At 64.8% G+C, this 20,207-nt stretch carries 14 protein-coding genes and 1 riboswitch; of the genes, 7 read left to right on the top strand and 7 right to left on the bottom strand.

Features of this window, described 5'->3' with window-relative positions; genetic code table 11:
• Positions 1–127 precede the first annotated feature (127 nt).
• Positions 128–1,681, bottom strand: coding sequence for a 30S ribosomal protein S1 (locus VT84_RS15435; RefSeq protein WP_052557556.1), 1,554 nt, complete (start codon positions 1,679–1,681; stop codon positions 128–130).
• A gap of 103 nt (positions 1,682–1,784) precedes the next feature.
• Between VT84_RS15435 and VT84_RS15430 the strand changes: the two genes are divergently transcribed.
• The 5 genes from VT84_RS15430 to VT84_RS15410 all read left to right on the top strand — a co-directional run bounded on the left by VT84_RS15430 (position 1,785) and on the right by VT84_RS15410 (position 8,771).
• Positions 1,785–2,807 carry a YbhN family protein gene (locus VT84_RS15430; RefSeq protein WP_082840176.1) on the top strand — a complete coding sequence of 341 codons (1,023 nt, stop codon included), beginning with the start codon at positions 1,785–1,787 and terminating at the stop codon, positions 2,805–2,807.
• A gap of 186 nt (positions 2,808–2,993) precedes the next feature.
• On the top strand, positions 2,994–3,947 hold the full coding sequence (locus VT84_RS15425) for a glycosyltransferase family 2 protein (RefSeq protein ID WP_239465849.1): 954 nt from the start codon (positions 2,994–2,996) through the stop codon (positions 3,945–3,947).
• Positions 3,947–5,452, top strand: coding sequence for a hypothetical protein (locus tag VT84_RS15420; RefSeq protein WP_052557559.1), 1,506 nt, complete (start codon positions 3,947–3,949; stop codon positions 5,450–5,452). The genes VT84_RS15425 and VT84_RS15420 overlap by 1 nt, the downstream gene beginning before the upstream one ends.
• Before the next feature lie 154 nt (positions 5,453–5,606).
• Positions 5,607–6,725: a CPBP family intramembrane glutamic endopeptidase gene (locus tag VT84_RS15415; protein ID WP_082840175.1), complete on the top strand. Its 1,119-nt coding sequence runs from the start codon at positions 5,607–5,609 to the stop codon at positions 6,723–6,725.
• Positions 6,726–6,833: 108 nt separating this feature from the next.
• Positions 6,834–8,771: a sigma 54-interacting transcriptional regulator gene (locus VT84_RS15410; protein WP_082840174.1), complete on the top strand. Its 1,938-nt coding sequence runs from the start codon at positions 6,834–6,836 to the stop codon at positions 8,769–8,771.
• Between the two features lie 261 nt (positions 8,772–9,032).
• Here the strand turns inward: VT84_RS15410 and VT84_RS15405 are convergent, their stop codons facing one another.
• The 6 genes from VT84_RS15405 to VT84_RS38560 all read right to left on the bottom strand — a co-directional run bounded on the left by VT84_RS15405 (position 9,033) and on the right by VT84_RS38560 (position 17,061).
• Positions 9,033–9,704: a hypothetical protein gene (locus VT84_RS15405; protein WP_082840173.1), complete on the bottom strand. Its 672-nt coding sequence runs from the start codon at positions 9,702–9,704 to the stop codon at positions 9,033–9,035.
• An 86-nt stretch (positions 9,705–9,790) separates the two neighbouring features.
• Positions 9,791–12,043 (bottom strand): choice-of-anchor Q domain-containing protein, encoded by a 2,253-nt coding sequence (locus tag VT84_RS15400; protein WP_157469521.1) that lies wholly within the window; start codon positions 12,041–12,043, stop codon positions 9,791–9,793.
• A 454-nt stretch (positions 12,044–12,497) separates the two neighbouring features.
• The gene (locus VT84_RS15395) at positions 12,498–13,688 is read right to left on the bottom strand and encodes a hypothetical protein (RefSeq protein ID WP_082840171.1); all 1,191 of its coding nucleotides are present in this window, start codon (positions 13,686–13,688) and stop codon (positions 12,498–12,500) included.
• A gap of 411 nt (positions 13,689–14,099) precedes the next feature.
• Positions 14,100–15,461, bottom strand: coding sequence for a phosphomethylpyrimidine synthase ThiC (gene thiC / locus VT84_RS15390; RefSeq protein WP_082840170.1), 1,362 nt, complete (start codon positions 15,459–15,461; stop codon positions 14,100–14,102).
• 39 nt (positions 15,462–15,500) lie between these two features.
• A riboswitch (TPP riboswitch) is annotated at positions 15,501–15,599 on the bottom strand.
• Between the two features lie 106 nt (positions 15,600–15,705).
• The gene (locus VT84_RS15385) at positions 15,706–16,719 is read right to left on the bottom strand and encodes a hypothetical protein (protein WP_052557570.1); all 1,014 of its coding nucleotides are present in this window, start codon (positions 16,717–16,719) and stop codon (positions 15,706–15,708) included.
• 192 nt (positions 16,720–16,911) lie between these two features.
• Positions 16,912–17,061 (bottom strand): hypothetical protein, encoded by a 150-nt coding sequence (locus tag VT84_RS38560; RefSeq protein WP_157469519.1) that lies wholly within the window; start codon positions 17,059–17,061, stop codon positions 16,912–16,914.
• Between the two features lie 108 nt (positions 17,062–17,169).
• Here VT84_RS38560 and VT84_RS15380 point away from each other — a divergent pair, with 108 nt between their 5' ends.
• The gene (locus tag VT84_RS15380; protein WP_052557572.1) at positions 17,170–18,663 is read left to right on the top strand and encodes a hypothetical protein; all 1,494 of its coding nucleotides are present in this window, start codon (positions 17,170–17,172) and stop codon (positions 18,661–18,663) included.
• Between the two features lie 170 nt (positions 18,664–18,833).
• Positions 18,834–20,126 carry an ABC transporter permease gene (locus VT84_RS15375; protein WP_052557574.1) on the top strand — a complete coding sequence of 431 codons (1,293 nt, stop codon included), beginning with the start codon at positions 18,834–18,836 and terminating at the stop codon, positions 20,124–20,126.
• Positions 20,127–20,207 lie beyond the last annotated feature (81 nt).

Genomic DNA, 20,207 nt, shown 5'->3' with positions numbered 1-20,207 from the left:
CGCAAGAGCGGCAAGCGAGTGAACCCCGCCCGCAAGGGCGGCGGGTTGCATTGTGTAGTGCGTTACCAGTTACGGTGAGTCACTACACCGGCACCCGCCGCCCTTGCGGGCGGGGTTCACCTGTGAATTACGGCTTGTCGAACTTGATCACGCTGCCGATGCCGCCGCGCAGGTTCGGGTTCACCGGGCGGTTGGCCATCGCCTCTTCCGCGGCCTTGAGATCCGCTTCGTGCTCGGCTTGTTCCGCCGCTTCCGCCGCGGCCTCTTCCTCGCTCGCGATCTTCTTGAGGCTCAGAGCGATGCGCCGGGTGGTCGCGTCCATGCTCAGGATCTCGACGATGACCGTTTGGCCCTCTTCGATCACGTCGCGCACGCGGCGCACGCGCTGCGTGGACAGTTCCGAGACGTGGATCAGCCCCTCGACGCCCGGGGTCAGTTCCACGAACGCGCCGAAGTCCGCGATGCGGGTGACCTTACCCGTGACCCGGGCGCCGGCCTGTACCTGCTTCGCGTACTCCTCGAACGGGCTGACGGTGAGCTGCTTCATGCTCAGCCCGATCTTCCGCGCGTCGAAATCGATGCGGTTGATCTTCACTTCGACCTGCTGACCGATTTTCACGAACTCGGACAGGTCGTTGACCCGCTGCCAGGAGAACTCCGACGCGGGGATCAGTCCGTCCGCGCCGCCGAGGTCGACGAACGCGCCGAACGGCTTGATGCTGCGCACGATGCCCTTGAGCACCTGGCCTTCCGAGACGTTCTTCCAGAACTCTTCGGCCTTCGCTTGCTTTTCCTTCTCCTGAACCGCACGGCGGCTCACGATTAGGTTGCGCTCTTCCGGGTTGACCTCGGCAACCATCACTTTGAGGCGCTGGTTCACGAACTGGTCGATGTTCTCGACGCGGTACAGATCGAGTTGGCTCGCGGGGAGGAACCCCTTGATGCCCGCGACTTCGACCGTGAGGCCGGTCTTGTTCTTGTTCGTACCGGTGACGCGGGCTTCCACGATCATGCCGTAGGCGACCTGCGACCAGTCGTGAACGATCTGCGTGGACCCCTCGCGCGTGAGGATCAGCAGGCCGTCGGCGGAGTCGTAGTGGTCGATGTCGAACTCGACCGCTTCGCCGACCACGGGCTTGCGGCCCTCGAACTGTTGGAGCGGGAGCACGCCCTGGCTGCGCCCGCCGGGTACTTCGACGAACACGTCGTTGCCGTGAACGCCGACGATCACGCCGGTCTTCTTTCCGCCACCCACGGTCCCGGCCGCGCGGGGTTTCTGCACCGTCTCGACGGCTGCGACGGTCTTGGACACGTCGAAATCGCCCATCGCTTGCGCGAGTTCGTCCTCGATCAGTTTGTCGAGTTCGCGGGCGTTGGGTTTCGTGCTGCCGACGTAGAGCTGCTGCGGCGCACCGCCCGGGTTGTACGGCTTGTCGCTGCGGTTCGGCCGATCGCCCCCGCGATTCGGTCCGCCGCGGTTCGGGCCACCGGGACCACTCGGGCGCGGGGCACCCGGTCGGGGCGGGCCTTTGCCCGCGTAGGGCGCTGGGCCACCCGGCTTCGGCGCGTTCGCGCCCGAGGCCGGCGGTGTCGCGGCGCTGGCGGGCGTTACGGGCGCGGCGGGTGTCACGGCCGGCGGGGTCGGTTGATCGGGCGTCGGGGAGGTATTTTCGGTGCTCATCTGCATTTCCTCACTTCTAACGGTTGAACCTATCAGACCGGTTCCAGCGCGACAATGTGAAGGTGAGTGACCGGACCCGGTTGCGCCTCGTAGAATCCGGTTCATGTCCAACGGCAAGCACAGGAAGATTCGGCTCGCGATCGAGACCGTGGTCGCGATCGTGATCGTGATCGCGGTGGGGTGGAGCTTCCACAATACCCTGAAGGGGATCGAACCCGGGACGCTCCCGATCCGCGTGCGCGTGGAGCTGCTAATCCCGGCCGGCGTGCTGTACCTGCTCGCGCACCTGTGCTGGTCCACGTTCTGGGTGCGATTGCTGCACAGTCAGGGCGTTCGGGTGTCGTGGTGGGTCGGGTTGCGAGCGTATTACATCAGTCAGTTCGGAAAGTACATTCCGGGCAAAGTGGCGGTGCTGGTGATGCGCGTGGCGATGCTACGGCACCAGGGGGCGCACCCGATTCCCGTTGCTGTGACCGCGACCTACGAAACGCTCACGAGTATGGCCGCGGGCGCGCTTCTGGGGGTACTGTTCCTGCCCACGTTGGGGGTGCTGCCGCCCGAAGTTTCGGGTCGCACGACTCTTTTGTTCGCAGTCGCCGCGCTCCCGTTGGGGCTGGCAGCTCTAAACAAACTTGCGGTCCGGATCGCGAAGAAGCGGCGCGGGCCGGGCGCACCGCCGTTGCCGTCACCGTCCGTTTTGCTTTTGGCTCAAGGACTTGTTCACGGTGCGTGTGGGTATTGCTTACTGGCACTTAGTCTGGGGCTAACCGTTCACGGACTGCTGCCGGACGCGCCGGGATGGGGCGCCAGGGCGTTTACGATAGACCTGGCCGCGGTCGCGCTGTGCTACGTCGCGGGGTTCGTGATTGTGGTCGCACCCGGCGGACTCGGTGCCCGTGAGTTTGTGTTGCGGTGGGCGCTGGCCCCGCAGTTCGTGTCCGCACTGGGTACGGAGCACGCGGGGCAGGTGGCCATTGTGGTGGCCCTCGCGCTCCGTTTGACGTGGACCATTGCGGAAGTCGTGGTCGGTCTTTTACTCTACGCGAAGAAGCCTGCTCTCCCCCCACCGGTTCGTCACGACGAAACGATTCCGATTCACCACGAGAAGTCGCATGCCAAGCCGTGACGGACACGATGACCAACCTCCCCCCCGTCCCCCCTCTCTGAAGGGAAGGGGGAAAGCCAAAGTCAACCTAACCCCCTAACCCCCTTCCCTAAAAAGGAAGGGGGAACAGAACCAAAAACAGAAGTCGGTGTGCCGGTTTTAAGCCCCTCTCCCTTTGGGATAGGTTCTGCCTCCCTTCTCTCACTGGTGATTCCCGTTTTCAACGAGCGGGAGAGCCTCGTCGCGCTGCACGCGGAGATCACCGAAGTCGCGCAGAAGCTTACCGAGCGCGTCGAGATGATCTTCGTCGACGACGGAAGCAAGGACGGCTCCTGGGACATCGTGTGTGCGCTGGCCGAAAAGGACGACCGCGTGCGCGGGATCAAGTTCCGGCGCAACTTCGGGAAGGCTGCCGCGCTCGCCGCGGGGTTCTCCGCCGCGCGCGGGAGCGTCATCATCACAATGGACGCGGACCTGCAAGACGATCCGCACGAGATCCCGCACTTTCTGGACGCGCTGCGGGGCGGGTTGGACGTCGTGAGCGGCTGGAAAAAGGTTCGACACGACCCCTGGCACAAGGTGTTCCCGAGTCGCGTGTTCAACAAGTTCCTGAGCGTGCTGACCGGCGTTCATCTCCACGACCACAACTGTGGGATGAAGGCGTACCGCGCGGAATCGCTCCGGGAGGTTTATCTGTACGGAGAGCTTCACCGGTTCGTGCCGGTCCTCGCGACCGCACGCGGGTTCAAGGTGGGCGAACTCGTCATCCAGCACCGCGCGCGGAAGTTCGGCAGTTCCAAGTACGGTTGGAAACGCTTCATCAAGGGCGCGCTCGACGTGACCACCGTGCGGCTACTCACCGGCTTCGGGCGCCGGCCGAACCACTTCCTCGGTGCGTGGGGACTGACGTTCGGGAGCGGTGCGGTGTTCGGCCTGCTCCTGCTACTGGCGAACCTGTTCCTGCGGCTGATCGACGGCACGCTCGGCGCCGGCCCGTTCACGCAAATGGTCGTGTTGATTCTGTCGGTGGGTTGTGGTCTGCTCGGTGCCCAGTGCTTGCTGGCGGGTTTGGTGACGGAAATGACCGTCGCGCGGAAGTGGCTCGACAACGACCCGTACAGCGTCGCGGAGCACACACCAACCAAGCAGGAAGCCCGCTGATGGCCGCTGAACCGTCCGACATGCGCCGTTCGGCGTTCCTGCTCCTGGCGGCCGCGGCCGTGGCGATCGCCGCGGCGAAAACCGTTGGCGCGGAGAACGTGATCGAGCCGAGCCGGTACAAGGCCGCGGAGAAGGGCGGGTACGGCGCCGAACCGGACCGCAAGTGGCCGGACACGCGGCCGGACCCGATACCCACGTTCAGCTCCAACGACAAGTCGCGCTGGGCCACTGTTCGCGCGCTGGTTCACAACCGCACGTTCGTGATCGGCAAACGCACCTACCCCGACCCGAAAGACTCCACGAAGTACAAGGACGAGGGCATCGTCGCGGAACCGGCCTACAAGAGCCTGGACATCGTGATGAACCCCGAAACGAAGGAGTTCTATTCGAGCAAGCCGCCGCTCATGTCGGTGCTGGTCGCGTGCGAATACTGGCTGCTCAACCAGGGGTTCGGGTGGGACATCGGGAAGGACCGCTGGCTCGTGATCCCCGTGATCGTGCTCACGTGGAACGTGCTCCCCTTACTGGTGTACCTGTTGCTGATCGGGAAACTGCTCGACGCGACGGGTAAGACCGACTTCGGGAAACTGCTCGCGTTCGCGGTCGCGTCCGTGGGGACGTTCCTACTCACGTTCACGGGCACGCTGAACAACCACCTGCCGGCGGCGTACTGCGTATTGTTCGCGAGCTACCCGCTGTTGCGAGCGGTCGCCGAGAACCGCGACATGACGCCCGCGGGGTACTGCGGGTGCGGGTTCTTCTCCGCAGCCGCGGCCACGTTCGAGTTACCGGCGCTCGCGTTCTTCGCGGCGCTCTTCCTGACGCTGTTCATCGCCCGGCCGCGAAGCACCATCCTGTTCTTCATCCCCTGTGCGGCGCTGCCGTTCGCGGCGCTGTTTGCGGCCAACTACGCGGCGCTGGGGAAGCTCCTACCGGCCTACAGCGAGTTCGGCGGCCCCTGGTATAATTTCGAGGGCAGCCACTGGGCGAAACGCGGAACGCCGGCCGCAAAGGGCATCGATTTTAACGACGAGCCGACAACGGTTTATGCGTTCCACCTCACACTCGGACATCACGGGTGGTTCAGCCTGACGCCGGTGTGGTTGATCGCGTTCGTCGGGCTACTGGTTATGGGCATCAAGAGCGCCCCCGCGGTGCAGAAGCTCTTTACCAACAAAAAGGGCACGGGCTGGACGCCGGAACTGTTCGCGGCGATGACGCTGGTGGTGTCAGTTGCGGTGTTCGCGTTCTATTTGACGCGGGTTCAGAGCTACAACTACGGCGGAAACACGAGCGGCCCGCGGTGGCTGTTCTGGCTGATTCCCCTGTGGGTACTCGCGATTCCCTCCGCCGCTGATCGACTCGGGCGCAGCGAGGCTGGGCGCCTGTTGTGCGCAGCGCTCCTGGGTTTCGGTGTGCTGAGCGTGTTCTACCCCGCGTGGAACCCGTGGCGCAGCCCGTGGATACTGCAACTGATGGAGTACAACGGTTGGGTGCGGTACTAGAGTTTGTTGTTGGGGAACTAAAATCGGGCCAACACTTCAGCGAATTCCGACCGGTTGAAGTGGCCGGTCCGGAATTATTAGCGGATGTTAGTAGCAGACTGTGATCCATTCGCGGGCGCGGTTCGCGCTCGTGCCGGGGTGAAGAACCGCGCCCATGAGTGAACTAGGCAACGATCCGCCGCTGGTTACGCGACCCGAACCGGAAGTCGCCCCTCTCGTCGTGCGCCGGCTCCCGAAACCGGGGTTCATCGAAGCGGTTCTGTGGTGCGTGATCTTCATCGCGACACAACTGCTCGGCGCGATCGTGGCCGTTACGGTCGCGTTCACAGCTTACGCGCTTGCGGCGCCGGACGCGAAGGCGTTTGTGGACGAGCAGTTCACCGCGTTCGGGAAGTCGGTCGACCTGAAGGTCGAAGGGGAGCGCCCGCCGATTCCCTTCGAGTTCGGACAAGCGCTCGCGTGGGGAATGCTCGCCGCGCAGGTCGTTTCGCTGGGGTTAATTCTGCTCGTGGTTCCGCGCCGGATCGGGCCGGGGTGGAAGCAGCAAATCGGTGTGCGCCGACCGTACTGGCTCCACATCGTACTTGTGCTGCTGCTCGTGCCGGGCTTCATCGTTATGTCGGACTTGATTCAGACCGTGTTCCTCACGCTTACCGGGATGAAACCGCCCGCGGCGATGAAGGCGCTCAACGGCGTGTTCGGTCAGTTCCCGTGGCCGCTCACGGTTCTGGCGGTCGCGATTGGGCCGGGCCTGGTCGAAGAACTTTGGTGCCGCGGGTTCCTGGGGCGCGGGTTGTGTGCCCGTAATGGTGTGGTTGTGGGGGTGCTACTCACGTCCGCGCTGTTCTCGGCCATGCACCTCGACCCGTCCCAACTGGTCGTGATCGCGGCAATGGGCGCGTACCTCCACTTCGTGTACCTCGTTACGCGCTCCATTTGGGCGCCGATCCTGCTTCACGCGATGAACAACGGTCTCGCGATCTTCCTTGCCCTCGCCATGAAACCGGGGAACGAGCAGGGGGAAATCGTGGTACCTGCAATCGTTCACATCGCGGCTTTCGGGCTATTGGTGTTCGGGAGCGTGGCGCTATGGACGAGTCGCGCGGTCCCCGAAACGGTTTGGCACACCAAAGAGAGTGGGTCGGATGCGTTTGCGCCGCCGGCCGATGTGACTACGCGGTACGGATACGCGGAGGTCAGTCCGGCCGCGCTGATGTTCTCGATCGTGTCGTTTAGCACGCTGATGTACCTCGGGTATCACTTTTCGCGCTAAAATCGCCCCGATTGGGGGTGCTCGGACGGTAACGGACCGGTTCTGGCTTGCACCTTCTTGTCTTTGTCTTCTATGGTGAAGGAAGTCGCCTCCCCCCAACCCATGCCAATGGCTCAACCTCCCAGTGCGTTCCTCGTCGCGCGCCGCGACGACGGTTTCGGTGACGTGTTTCCTTTGCACGAGGGGACGCGATACAAGCTCGGCCGCGCGCCGACGAACCGCGTCGTTCTGCGCGACGACCTGTGTAGCCGCGAGCACGCCGAGGTCTTCGCGGCCGAGGGCGGGTGGTTCGTGCGCGACTTGGGGAGCCTCAACGGGACGCACCTGAACGGCGAAACGCTCCGCACGGACCGCGCGCTGCGGCCCCTGGACGAGGTGCGGGTCGGCCGCACGCGGCTCCTCTTTATCGAAGAGATGAGCCAGTTGCCCGACTTGCCCAAGTCCGCGATCAAGCCCGTGGAGAAGGTGGACGGCCTCGAGATCCGCAAGCGCCTCAGTCAGACGCGGTACCAGCAGACCGGCGCGACCAACGTGCCCGAACCCGAGACGGTGCGGGTGGACGCGCGCGTGGCCCCGCCGCAAGCGATCGGCGTGCTGTACCGTCTCGCGCTCGACATGGCGGCGGCCGCAGACACGGGTGAACTGTGCGCGCTCGCGGTGGACTCGGTGTTCCGCGCGACCCCGGCCGAGGTCGTGGCCGTGCTCGCGCTGAAAGAACCGAAGGAGTTGGAACTGCTGACCCACCGCGTGCGCGGGGGCGGGCCGGCCACGTACCACAAGGTGTCGCAGTTCGTCAGCAGCGAGGTGCTGTCCGGCAAGCAGGCCGTGCTCGCCGAAAACGTGGCCGCGAACCGGATGCTCGCGGACCGCGACAGCATCGCGGAACTGAAGGTCGCGAGCCTGATCTGCGCGCCGATCGTCTTCGACGACAAGGTGCTCGGGCTATTGCACTTGTACCGCACGCTGGGGCACTCGCCGCTCAACACGGACGACCTCGAATTCACGCTCGCGGTGGCCCGACAACTCGGTACCGCGTGGCACAAACTCACGCGGCAAGTGAACCTCTCGGCCGAGAACCGCAGCCTGCGGACCCAGCTCCGGATCGAGAGCGAAATCGTCGGCGGGAGCGAGCCGCTGCGGAAGATCGAGGGGCAGATCGCTCGCGTGGGCGAAACCCGGGCCACCGTGTTGATCCGCGGGGAGAGCGGGTCTGGCAAGGAACTCGTCGCCCGCGCGATTCACCAGAACAGTCCGCGGCACGAGGGCGCTTTCATCTGCTTGAACTGCGCCGCGCTCACCGAAACATTGCTCGAGAGCGAGCTGTTCGGCCACGAAAAGGGCGCGTTCACGGGCGCGACCGAGCGCATGGTCGGGAAGTTCGAGGCCGCCGACAACGGCACCATCTTCCTCGACGAAATCGGCGAGATGGCGCTCACCACGCAGGCCAAGTTCCTGCGCGTACTGGAGGGGCACCCGTTCGAGCGCGTCGGCGGGAACGTGGCCATCAAAGTGGACGTGCGCGTGGTCGCTGCCACCAACCGACCGCTCGAAGAGGCCGTGCGCGCGGGCACGTTCCGGCGCGACCTGTTCTACCGGCTCCAGGTGGTGCAGCTCGACGTACCGCCGCTGCGCGAGCGCCTGGACGACGTGCCGCTCTTGGCCGAGCACTTCCTCAAGAAGTTCGTCCGCGAAACTGGGCGGAAGATCAAGAGCTTCACCCCCGCGGCGCTGGACAAGCTCCGGACGTACCGCTGGCCCGGAAATGTCCGCGAACTGCGCAACGTGATCGAACGCGCGGTGGCACTCGGGATCGGTCCGCAACTCGACACCGCGGACATCTGGCTGTCGGAACTCGACGTCGGGGCGCCGGTCGTGGGCGTGGTCACTGCCGCGTACCGGCCGGAGCCGCTCGACGACGTGGAGAAGCGCCACATCCTGGAAACGCTCAAGCACACCGACTGGAACAAATCAAAGGCCGCGACCATTCTCGGGATCGAGCGCTCTACCCTGGACCGGAAGATCGAGAAATTCGGGCTGGTAAAGTAACTCGCTTTGGTCATCAATTGCTTCTGTAGCCGGCCTCTGTCAACGAATTTCAATCCTTGGGAAGCGAAGTTGCGAATGTTCATGGAATTCGTGAGGTTTAGATCACTCGGGCGTGCGTGAGATAGAGGCGGCGTTCGAGCCGTCCCGACCTCTGCGGCACCCTTATATTCCCTAAGTCGTTGCCCGGATTCGAGCTCCAAGGATTGAAATTCGTTGACAGAGGCCGGCTACAGAAGGCCAATAATCAGCACGACTTAAGTATCAAACAGCACCCGGAACTGCACGCGAGCGGAGCCGCCGGACCGCGCCCCAGAAAACGGCGCCAGTAAGTGCGAGAGCGGCACTTGGGGGCGCCGGTGTGGGCGTCACTCCACTCGTGCGGACGTCCAGCGTCCCCGTTCCGGCGGACGAATCGACGGGGTTCAGTGCGGGGTCGTAGAAGGACGTGAACGCGCTCCCGATGACAGAGATCTGGTACTTGTCGCCCGCGACGGTGGAACTCGTGTCGAGATCGAGAACCACGAGGAGCCGCGGGTCCGAGCCGACGGTCGCACCGGACCCGCTCATCGTCCCGTCGCCCCCGAGGTACGTGTCGTGGGTGGTCGTGTTCGTGGTGATCTGCACATCGGCGCCGGGGGTTACGGCGTTAACGCTGTCCGCTCCGAACACGTATTTGGAACTCAACAGTTCCGCGGACGATTGGGGATCGACGAACCGAAGTTCGCCCGTCCCGCTCACCCGCGTGATCCGGAGTTCGAGCCCGAATATGTCCAACAGCTCGCCCCCGGGAGCGTCGCTGGTGATGGTCACATTGAGCTGTGCGGGTGTACCGACCGCGACCGTATCACTGGAGATCGAAACGGTGAATGCGGCTCGGGCTTGAGTCGCCGGGAACAAGCAAATCAACAGAGCAAAAATATGTGCGATGCGCACGGGAGTTCCTCTTGTGATTGTGTCTAAAGGTGTATTTGCGTGATTCGTGGCGCGCCGAACCAAGGGCTGCGCCACGAGAAGTGACATCAGTCGTCGATCCAGAGCCCCGCACCGAGGGCCGCGCCGGTGACGCGCAGAGCGGACGTGCGGTCCAGGGCGTTGACCACGCCGTCCCCGTTCACGTCCCCTTCCAGGCTCGGCCCGAGTTGCCCGTAGGCGCCCAAAATGAACGCGCCGTCGGCCGCGTCCACCTTCCGGTCCCCGTTCGCGTCGCCGAACAGTCGGTAGAACGCGCGTGTGGTCTCGAACGACCCGTTCCCGTCCAGGTCCATGCTCAGCACGTAGTACCCGTCGCCGGCACTGGTGTTGCGGTTCCCGCCGATCCCCTGCGCGCCGAAATCGATCGACAGGCGCGCCCCGGTGACGCTGACCGGCCCCAGCCCGACCGCGGACCCGCCGGTGCCGTCCAGGTTGTAACGAGTGAGTTGGATTCGACCCGTGGAGACCACATCAATAGTGCTGGCAAAATCCAGGTCCAGGTACCGCACAAACGAGCGCTCGATCAGCCCCTTCTGCACATCGAACCCGGTCACCTCGGCCACGTTCGTGACCGTGATCGTGAACGCGCGCTCGGTCCACCACCCGGCCGCGTTGGTCGTGCGCACCCGGACCGAGTAGCTCGACCGGGTCTCAAAGTCGAACACCGCGCCCGTAAGGAGTTGGTCGTCGGAGATCGTGAACAGCGCGTTATCAGCGCTCCCGGTTCCGCCCACGAGCGTGTACGTGAAGCTGATCCCCGGGGTCGGAGCGGTGCTGCTCAGGTACCCGACCAGCGTCCCTACAGGCTGGTTCTCGGGCACCGAGTTGTTCGACAGCGCCACGTCCGTTGGTGCGTCGCTCACCTCGAACGCGCCGATGTCGACGGCCGGACCGCCGATGCGGAGGTACCCGCGCTGGTCGGTGGTCAGGCCGGCACCGGTGGCGAGGGAGCTGTCGCCCGCGTCGAGGGCGCGACTGCCGGGCAGGAGGGACATGGTCTGCGTGGGGCCGCCGTAGTTACCTAGCGGGGCCAGATTGGGGTCGCCGGTGATCGTACCGATCAGTCCGCCGCTACCGTCCTGAATCAGGTTGTGGCTGCCAGTAGCGACAGAGGCCAGGACCGAAACGTCCACACCGGTGCTGTGGGCCACGATCGTGTTGTTGATTATCAGCGCGCTCTGGTAGACGCTGATACCGCCGCCCAGGGCACTGGCCGAGTTCCCGGAGATGGTGCTGTTCGTGATTGTCGCTGTGCTCTGTTCAATGTCGACACCACCACCGATACTTCCGGTGTTCCCGGCAACGGTACTGTTCGCGACCGTCAGAACGCCGGAAAAGCTCCCGATGCCGCCGCCGATCCGCCCCGTGTTCCCGGAGATGGTGCTCCCCGTAACGGTCAACGGCCCCTGATAGCTCCGGATGCCCCCGCCCTGCTCGTTGGCCGTGTTACCGGAAACGGTGCTGTTCGTGACCGTCAGCGTGCCAATGAAGTTGTTGATGCCGCCCGCCCAGTTCGCGGCCGTATTGTTGGAGACGGTGCTGTTCGTGACCGTCAGCGTACCCTGGAAATTGCTGAAGCCCGCGCCCTGGTCGCTGGCCGTGTTCCCGGTGATCGTGCTGTTCGTAACCGTCGCCGTACCCCACTCGGTATCAATGCCCCCACCGATCCAGGACTCGTTGTTGGACACGGTGCTGCCCGTGACCGTTAAGGTGGTGCTGTAGAGGCTCGCGATCCCCCCGCCCACACTGGTGCTACCGTTCGCCTTGTTCCCAGTGATGGTGCTGTTCGTGACCGTCAGTGTGCCGCCGGAGAGATTCGCGATCCCCCCGCCGTAGACGCTGGCGACGTTGCCCGAAACGGTGCTGTTCGCGACCGCGAGCGTTCCGAAGTTAACGACCGCGCCGCCGGTATCGGCGTATCCGTTAACGAGTTTCAAACTGTCCAGTGTGGCACGGGCGCTGGAAAAGATCTCGAACACCCGGCTCAAACCGCCCCCACTGATCTGCGTGCCCGTGGACGCCCCCACGATCGTGGTCTCGGCCGAATCGGTGAGCAGGAGTTCGCCCCGCGTCAGCGTGATTGAGGACACGGAGGCGTCGAAATTAATCGTGTCGGCCCCGGGGGTGGCGTTCGCCCGGTTGACCGCCCAGCGCAGGGAGCCGGTGCTGTTGTCGTCCGCCGATCTGGTGACGGTGAACGTGGACGGAACGGTGCGGTCCTCGAAGACCTCTGCGGCGAGGCGCGCCCGGTTCGTCACGGGGTGCGCCCGATGGATCAGGGCCGGGCGGGGGCGGAACAATCTCGAAATCCAGGACTTGAACACGATAGCGATCTCCTGAGCGACGGCAGCGCGAGCCGGCTCTCAGCCAACCGGGAGAGCGTGCGGACTCTTGAGGGGGACGTCGGTTACGTCGCGCTGCGCACCCAATGCGAGATCTCGCCCCGAAACTGGCCAAAAATGTGCGATCTTTTTTCGCGAGAGGTGTGACTTTAGCTGACGCGCGAAAAGCCGGAGAAGCCACCGCACATGAAATCAAGCACAAATCCGCCGCAGATAAACGCAGATCACGCGGATCAAGACAAGAAACAGAAAAGTATTTGACAGGATCAACGGGATCGACCGGATTCCGAATTCTAATCCTGTCTAAATCTTCCGCGGTTCTGATCTGTGTGATCTGCGTTCATCCGTGGCGGCTTTGTGCTTGATTTCATCCGCGGTGACTTTTCAACCCGAGCGGGTCCGCAATTCGCGGTCATTCGCTCCCTAAAGTCGGGTCGAAGGCTCGGGCGACGCGAACGAACACGCCCGCGAGCACTCCCAGACCGGACATCGTGATAAGCGCCGAGATCGTTCCGGGCTGGAGCAGGAACGCGAGAAGTTCCCACGACCAGACCACCTTCGGCGGCTTCGGCGCGTCTCGACGGTCCAGCAGCGCCATTTCGTCGGCGCGCGGTTTCACGACCTCTTGCGGGATGCGCTCCTCGTCCTTCACTTCTGAGGGGTTCATGGTGTAGGGCGTGCTATCGTCGTCCTCATCGCCCCACACGCGGGCACGTTCGAGCGGGCGATCGGTGGTGCGTTTCACGTGCGCCGGGAGCGGTGGCGGTTCGGGCGCCAGCCTCAGCACCGGCTCCGGTTCCAGCACTTCCGGTTCGTCTTCCACGACCACCGCCTTCACGCGCTTCTTCGGCGCGGGCGGGTCGTCTTCCATCAGCACGTTGTACCCGGCCAATTCGCCGTCCGGTGTATTGATCGGTGCCATCTCGCTGGGTTGGAGTGGCGGTGGAGCCTCCTCATCGGGCTCCGCGTCGAACTCCTCGACCTCCCGTTTCGGCTTCTTCTTTTTCTTCCGCTTGAACAGGTTCTTGGTGAACATCAGCGCGAACGCGAGCCGGCCGAGCAGCCGGGCGTAAAGGAGTACGGCGAAGCACAGAAGCGGCACGCCCATGAACAGGAGCGGGAACTCGCCCCGCGTCATGTACGCCCACTTGAACGCGATCCCGATCAGCGCGAACACCGGTAGCGTGAGGGCGAAGAACCCGACCGTCACGAGGGGCTTTTGCGCGAGTCGAGCGAACACGTCCAGGTTCATGGGCACCCACACGCTCGACGCGCTGAGCGAGGCCAACTGGCTCAAGGGATATAGCACCCAGATCACGAGCAGCGGCGCCGCGAGCTTGATCCACGCGGCGTCGCTCCCGCTCGCGATCGCGCGCCCCACGAAGTACGCGGGACCGGCCCATAACCCCATCAGCCACGCGAGGTAGAACACCTTTATGAAGTTGTTGGTGATCGCGTCCCCCTCCCAGGGGATCTCCTTCGCGCCGGCCGCGGTCCCTTCTAGAACGCTGAGGTAGTAGTGCGCGGCGAACATGAGGAACGCGAACCCGACGATCACGCTCCCGGTCAGCGCGGGAACGAAAATGACGGCGTCGAGATTCATGAAAGTACCCGAGGGTGTGATTCCCCAACAGGATACAGACGCGGCGCACGGGGAGCGATTTCAGGGAATCGATGAGTGCGATTCGCGCCGCAGAAGAGATCAATCAAAAATCCGCCGCGGATAAACGCGGATCACACGGATCAAGACAAGAAGCAGAAGGTGGAGGTGTTTTAAGCCCCGTGAGGGGCGGCCGCGCGTAGCCCGGGTTGCGCTTCGCTTTACCCCGAGCACGTTGGTTGCCACGAGATGAGAGTACGCCCCAAAATGTTGGGATTCGGGAAGTCCGCCCGGGGTTGCGCTTCGCTACACCCGGGCTACGCGCGGCCGCCCCTCACGGGGCTTAAAACACCTTCTCTGTCTTTTGTCTGATCCGCGTGATCCGCTCATCCGCAGCGGATTTTTGACCTCGGATCACACCACGGCCAGTTCCAGGCTCAGTTTCTTCGCGTCGGCGGCGAGCTTGCGCACGTCCTGGGTGATCCGCATCGAGCAGAACTTCGGCCCGCACATCGAGCAGAACTTCGCGCTCTTGAACACGTCCTGCGGGAGCGTCTCGTCGTGCATCCGGCGCGCGGTTTCCGGGTCCAGCGAGAGCTCGAACTGGCGGTTCCAGTCGAACTCGAACCGGGCCTTCGAGAGCGCGTCGTCGCGGTCCCGCACGTTCTTGCGCCCGCGGGCGATGTCGCCGGCGTGGGCCGCGATCTTGTACGCGATCACGCCCTGGCGCACGTCGTCCTTGTTCGGCAGGCCCAGGTGCTCCTTCGGGGTCACGTAGCACAGCATGCTCGCGCCGGCCTCGGCCGCGAGCGCCGCGCCGATCGCGCTCGTGATGTGGTCGTAGCCCGGCGCGATGTCCGTCACGAGCGGCCCGAGCACGTAGAACGGCGCGTCGTGGCACAGTTCGCGCTCTTTTTCGATGTTCATCTTCACGAGGTGCATCGGGATGTGCCCCGGTCCCTCGATCATCACCTGGCACCCCATCTCCCACGCCTTCAGCGTCAGGTCGCCGAGCGTCTTCAGTTCGGAGAACTGCGCCTTGTCGTTCGCGTCCGCGAGGCACCCGGGGCGCATCCCGTCGCCGAGCGAGAACGTCACGTCGTACTTGCGCATGATCTCGCACAATTCGCCGAAGTGCGTGAACCAGGGGTTCTGCTGGTGGTGCGCGACCATCCACCCGGCCATCAGCGACCCGCCGCGGCTCACGATACCGGTCACGCGCTCGCTCGTGAGCGCGACGTATTCGAGGAGCACGCCCGCGTGGATCGTCATGTAATCCACGCCCTGCTTCGCCTGGTGCTCCACCATATCGAGGAGTTGGCGCGGGGTGATGTCGCGCGGGTCTTTGACGTTTTGAATGATCTGGTACACCGGGACGGTACCGATCGGCACGGGCGAGGCGTCGATGATCGCCTGACGGATACCGTCGATGTTCCCGCCGGTGGACAGGTCCATCACCGTGTCGGACCCGAGTTCGACCGCGGTGCGGAGTTTTTCCAGTTCGTCGTCGGCCTTGCCGGTCACGGCCGAGTTGCCGATGTTCGCGTTGATCTTGCACCTCGCCGCGACGCCGATGCACATCGGCTGGAGGCCCTTCGCGAGGTGGACCGTGTTCGCGGGGATGACCATGCGCCCGCGCGCGACCTCGGCGCGGACCAGTTCCGGGTGCAGGTCTTCGCGCTTCGCGACGAACTCCATCTCCGGCGTGACGATGCCCTTGCGAGCGGATTCGAGCTGGGTCATTGGGGTCTCAGATGTGCCGAGTGCGGGTTTCAGAAGGCCGGGTTGCGGTCGCGCCCGCGCTCCGTTGCCCGCGTCTTAAGTGTGTCGCCTTCTTGGGCGGCATGACCCGCCCAAGTTCCGAGGGTGTGTTCTCAGCCCGCGCAGCCGGCGCGAGCACCCCTGGCGATTTCCTATTTGTACGCGGACACCGCGCGCCCTTCAATGAGAACGACCCCGCGATGCGTGGCATCGCGGGGTCGCGCCGGAGCGTCCCCCAAACACTCCGACTTTGGTCTCATCAGAACCGGAACCCGGTCGTGAACTGGAGGTTCAGGTTGTGCAGGTTCCCCTGCACCGGCGGTACCAGGTTCGTCCAGTCGTACCCGTACTCGAACCGGATGCCGTTCGTCCAGATCCACGAGCCCATCGGGATGTCGAAGGTCGTGTGCGCCCCGATGAAGACGCCCTGGTACACGTTCTGGCGCCGGGAGTACCCGTTCGTCTCGTCGAGCGGGACCATGTCCACGTGAGCGGTACCGTACCGCCCGCCGACCCACCCGCCGATGCGCCAGTTCGTGCCGCTCTGCCCGGCCGTGCTCCCGTCACCCAAGAGCCACACGTCGCGGCCGAAGGCGTAGTTGAAGCTCGACCGGCTGATCCCGCGCACCGCGGTCAGCACGAACCGGTCCGGTTGCACCTGGAACCCGCCGTTCGTCTGGTTCTGCACCGCCGCGGTCCGCAGGAACAGGAACGTCGGTTCGTTCTCGCCCTGCCCGCGGTTGTACGTGTAGCTCCCGCCGAGGTCGACGGTCCACGCGGCCGTGTGCGTCGGGTTGAAGAACAGCGTCCGGACGCCGCCCCCGACGGTCCACCCGGTGGTCTTCAACAGGTCCGGTAGGCCGTTACCGATCGTGAAGTTCAGACCGGCGTAGCTGTACCCCTCGTACCCGATGCGCCCGGCCCGTTCGAGCGGCGAACAGCACCCGGGGCCGTCCGTGTAATAGGGGCTCGGGTAGCTCCCCGGTGGCAGCGCCCCCGGGGCCGGTTGCCCGGTGAGCGTGCCCATCGGGTCGGCCGCACCGGAACCCGTTGCCCCGCCCATTTGTTCCAGGCTCATGACCGCGGCCGGCGGGCGGCCCGGGGGCATTGATGAACCGGTAAACGCCGGTTCTTCGGCCCCGACCGGCCGCACCGACGGCACGAGACCGGGGTAGTCCGACCAGGCTCCGCCGCGAGATTGAGGTTGAGCCAATGCCGGCCCGACGCTCAACGCCACCACGAACCCGGGAAGAAGGAATCGCGTGATCCTCATGCGCCCCTCGCCCAGCCACCGCGAACACCGCCACGCGACAGCCGTAAACAGTTCGATCCCAATCCACGTCGCTAACTTGATCGGCGCGGGGCGCGGAAAACTTTAACGACCTGCGCGATTGCTCCGATTGAAACAAATACACGACTATTGCCGCTACCCGCCCGCGAACCCGCGGCGCCCGGTCGGGGTCGTTTAGTTCCACCCGCGCAGGTGGTTGTTGGTGAAGGGCGGTGGGTCGTTCGACCCCACACCGTCTTTGATGACCGCGCCGTGCGATTCACCCACCGCCCGCGCGCTCCACCCGCCGCCCTTGCGGGCAGGGTTCACCGAACCCAATTGCACGGGTGGCGTCGAGTCACTCAACGAGCGTTCGCCAAGATAACGGGGTTTGGTACAACGCGGTCTACGCGATATAAGTGAGGGGGAGAAATTGCGAACCCTGGAAAGCTAATGGACCCGATCGAACTGCGCGACCTCGACGCGGCCCGCCGGTACATCCTCGACGGGCTGCTGCTCCAGCGCGCCCTCAAACCCACCGCGAAGACCGTCCGCCCGGCGCTCGAATGGGCAATGGAAATCGCGTCCAGCGGGCACCCGCTCCCGCCCATCGGGTTCGTCGCGGACGTGGGCAACGTTGCGTTGGGGGTAGACGCCGAGCAGCGCGTGAGGGACGCGCACCCGGTTCCCGGCTGGCCCCCCGCGCTCGGCCGCAGTTACGAGGACCACGTTCTCGGTAAACTCTACGCCGACTGGACCTTCGAGCGCGCCGGAGACGCGCTGCGTAAGTACAAGGAAAAGGACCGCGTGCGCGGGCTCGCGTACATCGTGAACCAGATCTGCGAGCACGCGGGGATTACCGGCGTCCTGCTGCCACCCGCGGTGATCCGCGCGCTCCAATCGACCAACCCCGACGAAGTTGTTCAGACCGCCTACGACGGGCTGGTGCGCGACGGCCCCTCACCGCTGCTCGTGCAAATGTACGAGGCGCTCGTGTCCGCCGGCCGCCGGCTCGCGGAGGTGCTCGCGCCCGAAGACGTGATCGCGCTCGAACAGGGCACCGCGCTCGCTGATATGGGCCAGTACGTCGCGCACCGCCAGATCCTGCAAACCACCGCGCGGATCGAAGCCCGGCTCCCCGCGCGCCCGGTCAAGCCGCTCGTCGGGCGCAAGGAAGTCCCCACGCGCGTGCTCGACGAGGACCAGTACCCGGTCGGCGGGTACACTTCGATCTCCACAAAAGGCTCGATCGAGAGCCTGTTGCACTCGCAACTCGCGTACATGGAGGACGAGAGCCCGGACCTCTTCGACATGAAGTTCGTGCGCGACGAGCTGTTCTACTACTCGCGCGACGAGAACCAGTTCCTGCGGCGCCGGCGGGCGTTCGTGTTCGTTGTCTTCCCGGACCTGATCGCGGCCCGGTTCAAAGACAGCGAACTGCCCTACCAGCGCATCGTGATGCTGCAGTCCACGATCCTGGCGCTCGTTCGCAAACTCACCGACTGGCTGAGCACGGACGCGATCCGCTTTGAAGTGCTGTTCGTGCAGGACGGCGGAAAGGCCCCGCTCGCGGAAGAGGCCGCGCTGTTGCGGTTACTGCTCCGCGAGCCGATCGAGCGCGGGGACGGCCTCGTCGCAACCGGCGACCGGACCGCATCGGGCAAGAACACGCCGGAACAGGAGGCCGCGGAGCGGGGCACCGAGAGCCGGGAAGCCGTGATGACTTACTTGAACCGACTGTCACGAAATTCCCAGGTCCACTGCCTCGCGATCGCGACCGAGCCGTTCGACATGGAAATGGAGAACGTGGTGGTCACGGAATTGGTCGTGGCCGGCCCGCGCCCGGAAATCGGTGCCGGCGACGGGGCGGTCGCGGCCCTCGACGGCGAGGAACCCTTCGACGTGTGGCAGGAATCCGTGATGCGCGTGCTGCAATTATGGGTGTGAGGCGCCTGCGGGTTCCGAAGAAGCGGTTGTTGGGCGCGTCGGTTGGTTCGTGTTCGGCGTGAAACCCTGGAACTTCTCGCCGGGAACTCCTAAACAGAGTGCGAACCGCCGGGCCGGGCGCGGCGTATGGCGGGTAACGTCTCGATTCGCACCGACCCCGGATCCCGCGCATGTTTTCGATGCTGTTCAACGACCCGACGGTACTGTTGGCCGGCGTGGTACTCGCCACCGTACAGTTCGTCGCGGCCCTGCCGTGGCTCTGGGCCATCGACCCAAAGGGCTTCAAGTCCGCCGCGTCCAGCCCCGCGTCGCTCGGGTACGCGATCCTGGGGCTGCTCGTGGCCGGCGGGGGCGCGGGCGCGTTCCTCGTTTACAAAGGCGACCCCGCCAACCTCGCGGTCAACGGGCGCTACATTTACGGCGGGCTGCTCCACTTGCAACTCATTGTGGACCTGTTCCTGCTCCTGCCGCAAATCGTAATGATCCTATGGCCGAAGGGCGGGGTGGTGGCGTTCGCCGCGTACCGCGAGAGCTGCCGGCAGCCGATGTTCTGGCTCGTCACCCTCGGGGCCACGGTCGCGATCTGGATCTCGGTCACGATCCCGTACTTCACGTTCGGCGACGACTACAAGTTCATGAAGCAGATCGGGTTCGACCTCGTGATGCTGGCCGCGACCCTGTTCGGGGTGCTGGCCGCGAGCATGTCGATCAGCGAGGAAATCGAGGGGCGCACGGCGGTCACGCTGATGAGCAAGCCGGTGAACCGGCGCCAGTTCCTGATCGGCAAGTTCCTCGGGATCGTGATGGCGTGCCTCATCATGTCGATGCTCCTGAACTGGTCGCTGACTTACGCGCTGCGGGCGAACCGCGAGTACGACACGATCAACAACGCCGCGGACCCCACCGACCCGCTCGCCGCGCCCACGGACAAGGTCGTGGACCCGATGACCTACCAGGCCCAAAAGACCGTGGTCCCGCCGTTCAAGCGAGTCGTGCCGAGTGTGCCGGGCAAGGCCGTGGCCACCGGCGCCGGGCTGTGGTTCTCCGACGCCGTCGCGCACACGTTCGGCGTGATGCTCGGGTTCGGGCAGGTCATGATCCTGGTCGCGGTCGCGTCGGCCCTGGCCACGCGGCTGACGTTCATCGTGAACCTCGTCTTGTGCCTCCTGGTGTTCTTCCTGGGGCACCTCGCGCCGGTTATTGTGCAGGTGACCCAGCAGGCCCAGGCTCAAGGCGGGGCCGGAGTGGGCGTGGGCCTCGTCGGGTTCCTCGGGCGCCTGTTCGACGCGCTCCTCCCGTCGCTCGAATCGTTCAACATGAGCCGCGCCATCATCCGCGAAACCGAACTTAATTTGTGGCAGTTCGGCGTGTACGTGCTGACCGTAACCGGGTACTCGCTGATTTACACCGTAATCGCGCTCCTCGGCGGACTGCTCCTGTTTGAAGACCGCGACCTCGCGTGACGCTGGGGGTGGGGTGGGAACGGGGCCGGGGTGCAGTTTTCTCCGGCTTCGTTCGGACTCACGCTCACACGCGCGCAGGTT

This window comes from Gemmata sp. SH-PL17, assembly GCF_001610855.1.
In the GTDB taxonomy this organism is placed as follows: Bacteria; Planctomycetota; Planctomycetia; order Gemmatales; family Gemmataceae; genus Gemmata; species Gemmata massiliana.
The sequence above is the reverse complement of the archived record's forward strand: the minus strand, read 5'-3'. Positions and strand labels throughout refer to the sequence as shown.

Bases quoted from the DNA above. Each gene is read 5' to 3' on its own strand.
- VT84_RS15410 (WP_082840174.1), top strand. From the start codon at position 6,834: ATGGCTCAACCTCCCAGTGCGTTCCTCGTCGCGCGCCGCGACGACGGT.
- VT84_RS15435 (WP_052557556.1), bottom strand. From the start codon at position 1,681: ATGAGCACCGAAAATACCTCCCCGACGCCCGATCAACCGACCCCGCCG.
- VT84_RS15385 (WP_052557570.1), bottom strand. From the start codon at position 16,719: ATGAGGATCACGCGATTCCTTCTTCCCGGGTTCGTGGTGGCGTTGAGC.
- VT84_RS15380 (WP_052557572.1), top strand. From the start codon at position 17,170: ATGGACCCGATCGAACTGCGCGACCTCGACGCGGCCCGCCGGTACATC.
- VT84_RS15430 (WP_082840176.1), top strand. From the start codon at position 1,785: ATGTCCAACGGCAAGCACAGGAAGATTCGGCTCGCGATCGAGACCGTG.
- VT84_RS15395 (WP_082840171.1), bottom strand. From the start codon at position 13,688: ATGAATCTCGACGCCGTCATTTTCGTTCCCGCGCTGACCGGGAGCGTG.
- VT84_RS15375 (WP_052557574.1), top strand. From the start codon at position 18,834: ATGTTTTCGATGCTGTTCAACGACCCGACGGTACTGTTGGCCGGCGTG.
- VT84_RS15415 (WP_082840175.1), top strand. From the start codon at position 5,607: ATGAGTGAACTAGGCAACGATCCGCCGCTGGTTACGCGACCCGAACCG.
- VT84_RS15420 (WP_052557559.1), top strand. From the start codon at position 3,947: ATGGCCGCTGAACCGTCCGACATGCGCCGTTCGGCGTTCCTGCTCCTG.